This window comes from Lysinibacillus sp. VIII_CA (assembly GCF_049943995.1).
In the GTDB taxonomy this organism is placed as follows: domain Bacteria; phylum Bacillota; class Bacilli; order Bacillales_A; family Planococcaceae; genus Lysinibacillus; species Lysinibacillus pinottii.
In genome coordinates this window covers 1-7,862 of sequence record NZ_JBNFXM010000039.1, presented here as the reverse complement: position 1 = coordinate 7,862, position 7,862 = coordinate 1, and the positions used below count along the sequence as shown (strand labels likewise).

General features: G+C 33.0%; 12 protein-coding genes. All 12 read left to right on the top strand.

Annotated elements, in window-relative coordinates; all coding sequences use genetic code 11:
- A partial coding sequence (locus ACP3VS_RS23745) for a deaminase domain-containing protein (protein ID WP_426390208.1) occupies window positions 1–659 on the top strand: 659 nt, incomplete at its 5' end.
- A 15-nt stretch (window positions 660–674) separates the two neighbouring features.
- Window positions 675–1,367, top strand: coding sequence for an Imm3 family immunity protein (locus ACP3VS_RS23740; RefSeq protein WP_426390206.1), 693 nt, complete (start codon window positions 675–677; stop codon window positions 1,365–1,367).
- Window positions 1,368–1,697: 330 nt separating this feature from the next.
- On the top strand, window positions 1,698–1,823 hold the full coding sequence (locus ACP3VS_RS23735) for a hypothetical protein (RefSeq protein ID WP_276570421.1): 126 nt from the start codon (window positions 1,698–1,700) through the stop codon (window positions 1,821–1,823).
- Window positions 1,824–2,327: 504 nt separating this feature from the next.
- A complete protein-coding gene (locus tag ACP3VS_RS23730; RefSeq protein ID WP_426390204.1) occupies window positions 2,328–2,975 on the top strand; it encodes a hypothetical protein in 648 nt (215 codons plus the stop codon).
- Window positions 2,976–2,986: 11 nt separating this feature from the next.
- The gene (locus tag ACP3VS_RS23725) at window positions 2,987–3,367 is read left to right on the top strand and encodes a hypothetical protein (RefSeq protein ID WP_230584510.1); all 381 of its coding nucleotides are present in this window, start codon (window positions 2,987–2,989) and stop codon (window positions 3,365–3,367) included.
- 414 nt (window positions 3,368–3,781) lie between these two features.
- Window positions 3,782–4,066 (top strand): hypothetical protein, encoded by a 285-nt coding sequence (locus tag ACP3VS_RS23720; RefSeq protein WP_426390202.1) that lies wholly within the window; start codon window positions 3,782–3,784, stop codon window positions 4,064–4,066.
- Window positions 4,067–4,183: 117 nt separating this feature from the next.
- The gene (locus ACP3VS_RS23715) at window positions 4,184–4,342 is read left to right on the top strand and encodes a hypothetical protein (protein WP_155273067.1); all 159 of its coding nucleotides are present in this window, start codon (window positions 4,184–4,186) and stop codon (window positions 4,340–4,342) included.
- Between the two features lie 13 nt (window positions 4,343–4,355).
- Window positions 4,356–4,775 (top strand): hypothetical protein, encoded by a 420-nt coding sequence (locus ACP3VS_RS23710; RefSeq protein WP_107897810.1) that lies wholly within the window; start codon window positions 4,356–4,358, stop codon window positions 4,773–4,775.
- A gap of 30 nt (window positions 4,776–4,805) precedes the next feature.
- Window positions 4,806–5,336, top strand: a complete 531-nt coding sequence (locus ACP3VS_RS23705) for a hypothetical protein (RefSeq protein WP_426390199.1) — start codon at window positions 4,806–4,808, stop codon at window positions 5,334–5,336.
- A 13-nt stretch (window positions 5,337–5,349) separates the two neighbouring features.
- Entirely contained in the window at window positions 5,350–5,748 is a 399-nt protein-coding gene (locus ACP3VS_RS23700) for a hypothetical protein (RefSeq protein ID WP_036216855.1), read from the top strand.
- Between the two features lie 564 nt (window positions 5,749–6,312).
- Complete coding sequence (locus ACP3VS_RS23695; RefSeq protein ID WP_426390198.1) at window positions 6,313–6,732, top strand: hypothetical protein; 420 nt, start codon at window positions 6,313–6,315, stop codon at window positions 6,730–6,732.
- Window positions 6,733–6,752: 20 nt separating this feature from the next.
- On the top strand, window positions 6,753–7,106 hold the full coding sequence (locus ACP3VS_RS23690; RefSeq protein ID WP_036217931.1) for a hypothetical protein: 354 nt from the start codon (window positions 6,753–6,755) through the stop codon (window positions 7,104–7,106).
- Window positions 7,107–7,862: the final 756 nt, after the last annotated feature.

Here is a 7,862-nt window from a genome sequence, read left to right as displayed (position 1 = left end):
ACCCGAAAGACCCACTATCGAAAGAGCATTGGTTAGATAGTTTTGGCGTAGCCACGTCAGTGTTGGGAGTTAAAGGGGTGTCTAGTACAAAACCGAATGGCGGATCTTCATACAAACCTTCAAATACTATTACTGATAATAACTTACAAAATGGTGTAAATTATGGAAATAGATTTCCAACAAAGCAAATTAACCCTGTCGAAGACCAACATATTATTGATAAAGTAGCAGATGCAAGAGGAGCATTATCTAATAGATATAAAAAACAAGGTAATTTTGCTTATGCAGAAGTAGATATTGTAGGAATCACTAAAAAAGATTTCTATGCACATAGTGGAATTCATGATGCTACAAAAAAAATACCTGGGGCTGAAGATTTCTCTTTTAAACCTAATAAACCAACATTTGAAGCTACGAAAGCGTATGATAATGGAGGAAACAATTATTTAAGGGACGGGGATACCGAGTATAAAATTTTAAATGATTTAGCAGAAAGAGTTGGAGATAATTATAAGGCAAAAGGCAAAATAAAATTATTTACTGAAAAAGATACATGTGATAGTTGTAATCTTATTATTCAACAATTTAATGATAAATATCCTGATATTACCATAGAAGTGATTCATAATGCTGATGAAATGATTTTACCTAACAAGTAATGGAGGTTTATAGAAGTGGAATTTAGTTATCAAGAATATAATGAGTATATAAATGAAACTTATAAGGAATTTAAAGAAGAAAAAATGAGTAGCAAAGAAGCAATAGCAAGAACATATAATGAGTATGATATGGTCGCCAAGAAAAGTGAAACAGATAAAGGAATAGTTTATATAGAACTTGCAGAAATTTTAATTACTCATTTAAAAGCAATGTATACATTCAAGAGTTATATTGAAAATGTGTTGATTGAATTAGATTTTAATTTAATTAAACTTGAAAAGGCTTTATCTCAGGAAGAGTATAATGACCTGTTTTCACGTAGAGTACATGTTTTACAAGAATTAAAAAAAATGCCTCTTGATTATTATCAAACGGTTTGTTGGTATTATGAAGAATTAATAGAGGAAGTACAAAAGTATATTATCAATTTTATAGAAGAAAACAGAAATACGGACACTATAGTCACTGATGTATTACAACGATTTGAACGAGATTGTAAAAACACAAAAAGTGAAAAGTATATCATCTATACAACACTTGCTGAAAATCTGTGTAATCAAGGATTAGAAACTGTAAATGGTATTGAAGATTTAAAGAATGAGTTGCAAACATTTCAAGTTTACGATATATCTAACGAGCAATTAACTGAAGATGAACAAGAGGAATTAGCAAATCGAATTAAAAATGTTTTAACTAGGCTAAAATGAAACAATTGAAAAGATACTTATCTAAAACAAAACTATTTTGAGAGTCCTAGTCCTATAATTATTTTGAATAAGGGCTTTCTTGCAAATGGTCAATTAAGCTTTAAAGGTTTCTTTTGTAGTTAGACAGAGAAAACTAATAGTCTCTAACTTTTAATACCATGATGCGAGTTAGTAACTTGCATCATGGTATTTTGCAATTTATAACATTTGTAATCCAAACAACCTATTAGGGCAACACAAAAGGCAAGAACAAACTTTCAAAGGCTTATTCAACCTGAACGATGTGGAGGAATAAGCCTTTTTTTTGCCCAAAATCAAAGGAAGAAAAAAATGGAAAAACAATTACTGACTGCAGAGGAAATACTGAGCTTAAATGTACAGACACAAGCAGAGTATGAGGCAATCAAAAACGTGAGAACTGGGCGAAATGAAATTTTTAGGTTAAGTGCAGTATGATATGGAATAACTACATGGCCATAAATACAAGGTATAATATGACAGAGTCATTTAAAACTTGTTTACGGTTAAAGATTCCTTGAATTTGAATTAATAACTCATGAAGAGACCATCTAGGAGTGCTATTTTAACAATTAAGCAATAAGAGCGAGAATAGGCGAGATGACATTTTACTTACAAGGACCACTTTTGGATGGCATAAGCAACAAACACACGAGATTAAACAAGCTAAAGGGTTTAAACGTTACACTTGCCATGTGGTAAAAAAGATGTCATACTGTCAATATTAAAATAACTTATAAAACTTGCGAATATTAATAAACTTAGAAAATTTATAAACTTAAAGCACTTGATTGTCTATAACAGGCGACAGGTGCTTTTATACATGTTTAAGTACGTAAATTGAAAAGATTACGATTTAAGAGCATCAATAAAAGTGTTCAAAATGCGAATAAAGATCTCTTAGGCAGTGTAAAAGAAATAGTCAAAAAACAAGTAGTGAACGTGAAAACCCAGATACAATCCAAAGTAGCCGAAGTCAAACAGCAACTGCGTCAGATACTGCGACCACCACAGCGGTATGAGTTAGCAGGAGCAGGTGGAGACGTTAGATACATAGAGGATACAGGAACAGTTGGAAGAAACACACCAACTCCAAGTCCGAAGCCGTCTAATACCCAACCATCACAAAATGGCTCGAATAAAAAGCCTACTGAGGATAAGGGTACGGGTAAAGTTCAAACCCGAACTGAGATTATGAATACCGTTCAAAATACAATGAGTCCTGCAGCGAAAAAAATTAAGGAAATCGACCCAGATGCCAAGGTTGGATATAGGGGTTCATTGGCTACGGGTCAAAAAGGAGAACATAAGGGATTTGCTCCATTTGACCCAACGGATTTTGATATTGATGCTTTTATTGTTAGTGATAAATTAGCATCACGATTTCCTTCCAAAAAATATTGGAGGTCAGGAGTAGATATAGCTGAAGTAAACCAAATACAGAGTCAAATTGATAGAGCATTAAAAGAATCATTACCTGGCATGAGAAAGGTAGATAAGAGAGGGAAACCAGATAACTTTAATTTTCGTATCTATACACAAGAAGAATATAATAAAAAAATTAGAGAAGGTAGTCATATAATTGATTAAGGAGAGATATTATGAAAAAGTATCCGTATTTCATCTGTTTTGTACCGATATTATCAGAAGAAGATATTAGTGGTGTTTCTAAAATTATATCTAATAAGTTAGTTGGTGGTCTTCCGTTTGGTGGTTTAGAAGATTATATTTATGAAGAAGTGCCAGCAGTCTATATAAAAGAAAGTATACTAGGATTTGAATTAGTTATACAAGGTTATGGAGGGGAAGAGGGGTATATTTTAGAAATACGTTCTTATATAAGAAATAGTGAACTCCATGACGCTAAAGAAATCACAGTAGATATAACTAACTATATTGCTTCTTTGCTTGAAGGAACTGAGAAAATAAAAATATTGTATGAAGAGATTAGTGGAAAAGAATATATTGATATATCTGAATAAAATTTTTATTGGCAAAGTATAAGACCTTGATTGGCTATAGTGTTACTCTCGAAATGAAGAATAAATGTTTGAGAATCGAGACTTCATGAAGAAAACGTTACACTTGCCATGTGGTAAAAAGATGTCATACTGTCAATACTAAACTAACTTATAAAACTTGCAAATATTAATAAACTTAGAAAATATATAAACTTAAAGCACTTAATTGTCTATAACAGGCGACAAGTGCTTTTTCATATTTTTATCTAATACGTATGTATGACATTCTTCATTTTTACAAGTGGGAGAATTGGTTTAAGAGGAAGTAACCTATGGCATGAATGGCAGGAAAAGGGTATCTGTGAAAGTGCTCAAAAAGCGAATAAAGGTCTCTGAGGCAGTGTAAAAGAAAAAGTCAACAAGCAAATTTCGAACGTGAAAACCCAGATACAATCCAAAGTAGCCGAAGTCAAACAGCAGCTGCGTCAGTTGCGGCCACCAGAAATGGAGTTAGCAGGAGTAGGTGTAGACGTTAGATGCATAGAGGATACAGGAACAGTTGGAAGAAACACAACAACTCCAAGTCCAAAGCCGTCTAATTCCCAACCATCACAAAATGGCTCGAATAAAAAGCCTACCGAAGATAAGGGTACGGGTAAAGTTGATTTGACTAAAACAACTAACCCTGAAGATTTCTTAGATGAAGTAATGAAGCGATAAGGGCTAGATGAATTACCTGGAAGATTCAAAGAAAAGTGGGTTGATGGTGATTATAAGTACGACATAAGAGCTCACGAAGCTGAAACTCAGTATGGAAAATCGGGAAGTATTTATAGAGTGGGGAGACAGAAGCCTGGTAACGGAACAGAATATATGGATTCTAATGGGAAATGGCACCATGAAAGTACATTAAAGGAAACGCATAAAGATGGGCGGCCGAACCCTTTATTTATTGAAGAGGCTGCAAGAGATACGCATATTCAGTTAAATAGATAAGGAAGTGATAATATTGAGTGAACAAAGATTTTTTATGAATGAAGATGAAGTACTTCAAGTAATAACGCGAATCAATGAATATGCTTCTCAAGAGCTATGGATGGATTTTGATGTTGCTTTATCAAATGGGTGGGATTTAACAATTATAGGTCGGTTGGATAATACCACAAAGAAGGTTAATATTGAGATTAATTTTGAGCAAGTCCACTTTGTTTCTCTGCCTTTTGGCTGGAAAACAGATACATCATATCCCGTAATTAGATTAGCTACTGAGGAAGAAATAGAGAATTTAACAGATAAATTTGAAGTGGATAAAGGTAATTATATTTTTAAGTTCATTGCTGAAGGTTTCGATAGTGAAAAATATTACTTTGTTGGAGCGAAAAAAATCTCCTGTCTATTGCTTGATAAGCAGACTAATGAGTTAAAATAACATATCAAGTTTAATCTGGAAGATCTCAAAGTGTCTGATGCAAATGCGCCAATTAAAGAAAATTTTGAAGCAGCGGTCTCATTAATTAACCCTGTTAGGAAAGTGAAAAAGGGCGAAGAAGTATTAGAAAACGTACGAAATTGGGAAAAGGTAATAGAAGAAACCTACGATCTTGCCAATAATAGCCAAAAGGCAAAGGATGCAAAGACAACCCAAAAAGAAATCGATCAACTAGGCGAGTATGTGAAGAAGCATGATAAGGGTACGGGTAAAACAGTTGATGATTTAATTGGCGGTGCAAAACCTTTACAAGAGAAGAAATCCACAATATATCCGAAAACTGGTGGATATAACGAAGCATTAAAGGATTTCGAAGCATTAAATCCTATAAATATAAAACCGCCTATTGATAAGAAGACCGGTTTAGAGATTGGTAAACGAGGTCAGATAAATTTGAATGGCAATATGGTAGATATAAATGTAAGATCGAAAAGTTCAGGTAATGAACCAACGATTGAGATTATAGAAGGTAAGTATGATAGAATAAAATTCCGATATTAAAAGGAGTAAAACTATGGAAAAAGAATTTTGGCAAAAATGGGAACCTTTGGATGATTTTCCTAATGGAATTTGGCTAGAAAGCCTTTTGCAAGATAGGACCGGATTAAAAATACAATTTGAAAGTGAAAATGACAAAAAAATTGAATTTATTTTTGGCTATTCAGCGTTATCTTGTAGAATGACCGATGAAGGGGATATGTTACAATCTATCAATTACTGGTCAGAAGAATATGGCGGTGACTTTTTTTCATGGCCATTATATAAATCAAATAATTCTTCATTTATAAAATGGTTTAATGAAGAAAGTTGTGAAAAATTTATCGAAAAGAATATAGAACATTATGTATTTATTACAGAAGATGATATCATAGAAGTGATTTCAGCAACTGCACCACAAATAGTTATTTTCTAGAAATTTTGCTAGTTGGGCTACCACACGATGGTTAAAGGTGGTCAGCTATGACAAATGAAAATGCATACTGTTAGAAAAGATACTAAGATGTCATATAAGAGCTTAAAATATAGTGGGACAAAGTGAGAAGAATGATTTGTTTTGAAAATCGAGAGCTCATGAAATTTTGTAACATTAGGTTAGGGCTACAGAGAAAAGAACTAGAATTAGGCGAGAGACATTTAAAACGGCGATGTTGGTATAATGTGGAATAACTAACAAGAGTGACCAAACTTATATTTATAATAAAGCAATAAGAGCGAGATAACTTTTACTTAAAAGAATTATTAATGGATGTCATACTGTCAATATCAACCTATAAAACTTGCAAATATTAATAAACTTAGAAAATTAATAAATCTTAAAGCACTTGATTGTCTATAATAAGCGACAAGTGCTTTTTTGCATGTTTAAATACGCAAATTTAAAATATTACCATTTAATAGCATCAGTAAAAGTGTACAAAATGCGAATAAAGGTTTCTTAGGCAGTGTAAAAGAAAAAGTCAAAAAGCAAGTAGTGAACGTGAAAACACAGATACAATCCAAAGTAGCCGAAGTCAAACAGCAACTGCGTCAGATGCTACGATCACAGCAGCATGAATTTTCATTAGCAGGTATAGACGGTAGATACATAGAGGATACAGGAACAGTTGGAAGAAACACAACAACTCCAAGTCCGAAGCCGTCTAATACCCAACCATCACAAAATGGCTCGAATAAAAAGCCTACCGAGGATAAGGGTACAGGTAATAGTAGGTTACCTGTGTTAGGGAAAAATGATGCTGACCCATTTATATATATATATGGTCCAGGTCGTCTCTCACATCCTGAAGAATGGGAAAGTATTATTAAGAAAACAAAGGAAGCGGGGACAGAAGTAAGAATATTAGATCGTGATATCATAGCGTATGCACCAAAAGGAAGCATTTGGTCCTATAAATGAATAAAGGGAGGCGATGAGAAATGAAACCTTTAAGTTTATCAAGGGAAATTAGAGAGGGAAAACTAAACGACCTAGAGATTATTAAATGTTTGGATATTCATCATAATCAAGTATTGGTTAGTGCTATAGATCAGATTGTCAATAGAAAATTATGTAATGAGAAAATTATATCAAGGTTAGTAGAGATTAGTGAATTTAGAGACCCTAAAGTAAATAAACTTTTCGGTATTGATACAATAGGCCATTATAGCATTGCGGCACTTGGGACTATAAATACACCTGAATCGAAATTGAAATATGAAGAATTAATGACTGATCTTGATGAGTGGGACAAAGAAATTGTGATAAGAATAGTTAATAACATGAATAATTGAACTAATGGTAATAGTGAGTTCATGTATAATGTTAAATCCCTCCTCAATTATAAAGGGAGGTATAAAAATGTTTGAAGACAAAGTCAGAGCAATCTTAGGTGCAAGAGCATTCCTAGATAATAATGATCCAAGAATTGAACAAAGATGGGAAGAGTTAATTATTTTATTAAGCGGAGATGCAAATTAGACTCTGAATTTTTTGCAGGTTTGTATAAAAACAGAACTTTCATTTTTAAGTGATGTTTTTGAAGAAGTGGCATCTAATTTGCGAAGAAAAAGTATACTGAATTACTGTATTGCTTAGATCAAAGATACCCGGACTTAAATTTGAAGAGAAGTATACAGATTACTGAGAAACACGTGGATTAAATTTAGGGTATCGAAGTTTTTGAAACTAAAAGTTGATGCGAAAAAATATTTAATTTAAACTAATTATTTCTTTCGAAGAAACAAATAATGATATCTTATATCAAGAGAGATTTATTTTGAATACCAAACAAACCTTGATTGGCTAATCACCTTTCAAGGTTTTTATTATGGTTAAAATAATAAGATTCTAGGGTCAAAATCATAATATATAATAGACAGTATATCCCGGTACATAGTAGGATTACCTTTCCTGGCAAAAGCCCAGCAACAGGTAAAGGCCGCTGTCAAACAAACGAAGCAGGTAGTGAAAGAAAAGGTACTACCAGTGGTGAAAAAAGCTGCGCAAGCAACCAAGAAACCAACGAATAGTTCAAGTACAAAGGCAAA

Coding starts and splice junctions, on each gene's coding strand:
- ACP3VS_RS23735 (WP_276570421.1), top strand. CDS start 1,698: ATGGAAAAACAATTACTGACTGCAGAGGAAATACTGAGCTTAAATGTA.
- ACP3VS_RS23725 (WP_230584510.1), top strand. CDS start 2,987: ATGAAAAAGTATCCGTATTTCATCTGTTTTGTACCGATATTATCAGAA.
- ACP3VS_RS23700 (WP_036216855.1), top strand. CDS start 5,350: ATGGAAAAAGAATTTTGGCAAAAATGGGAACCTTTGGATGATTTTCCT.
- ACP3VS_RS23690 (WP_036217931.1), top strand. CDS start 6,753: ATGAAACCTTTAAGTTTATCAAGGGAAATTAGAGAGGGAAAACTAAAC.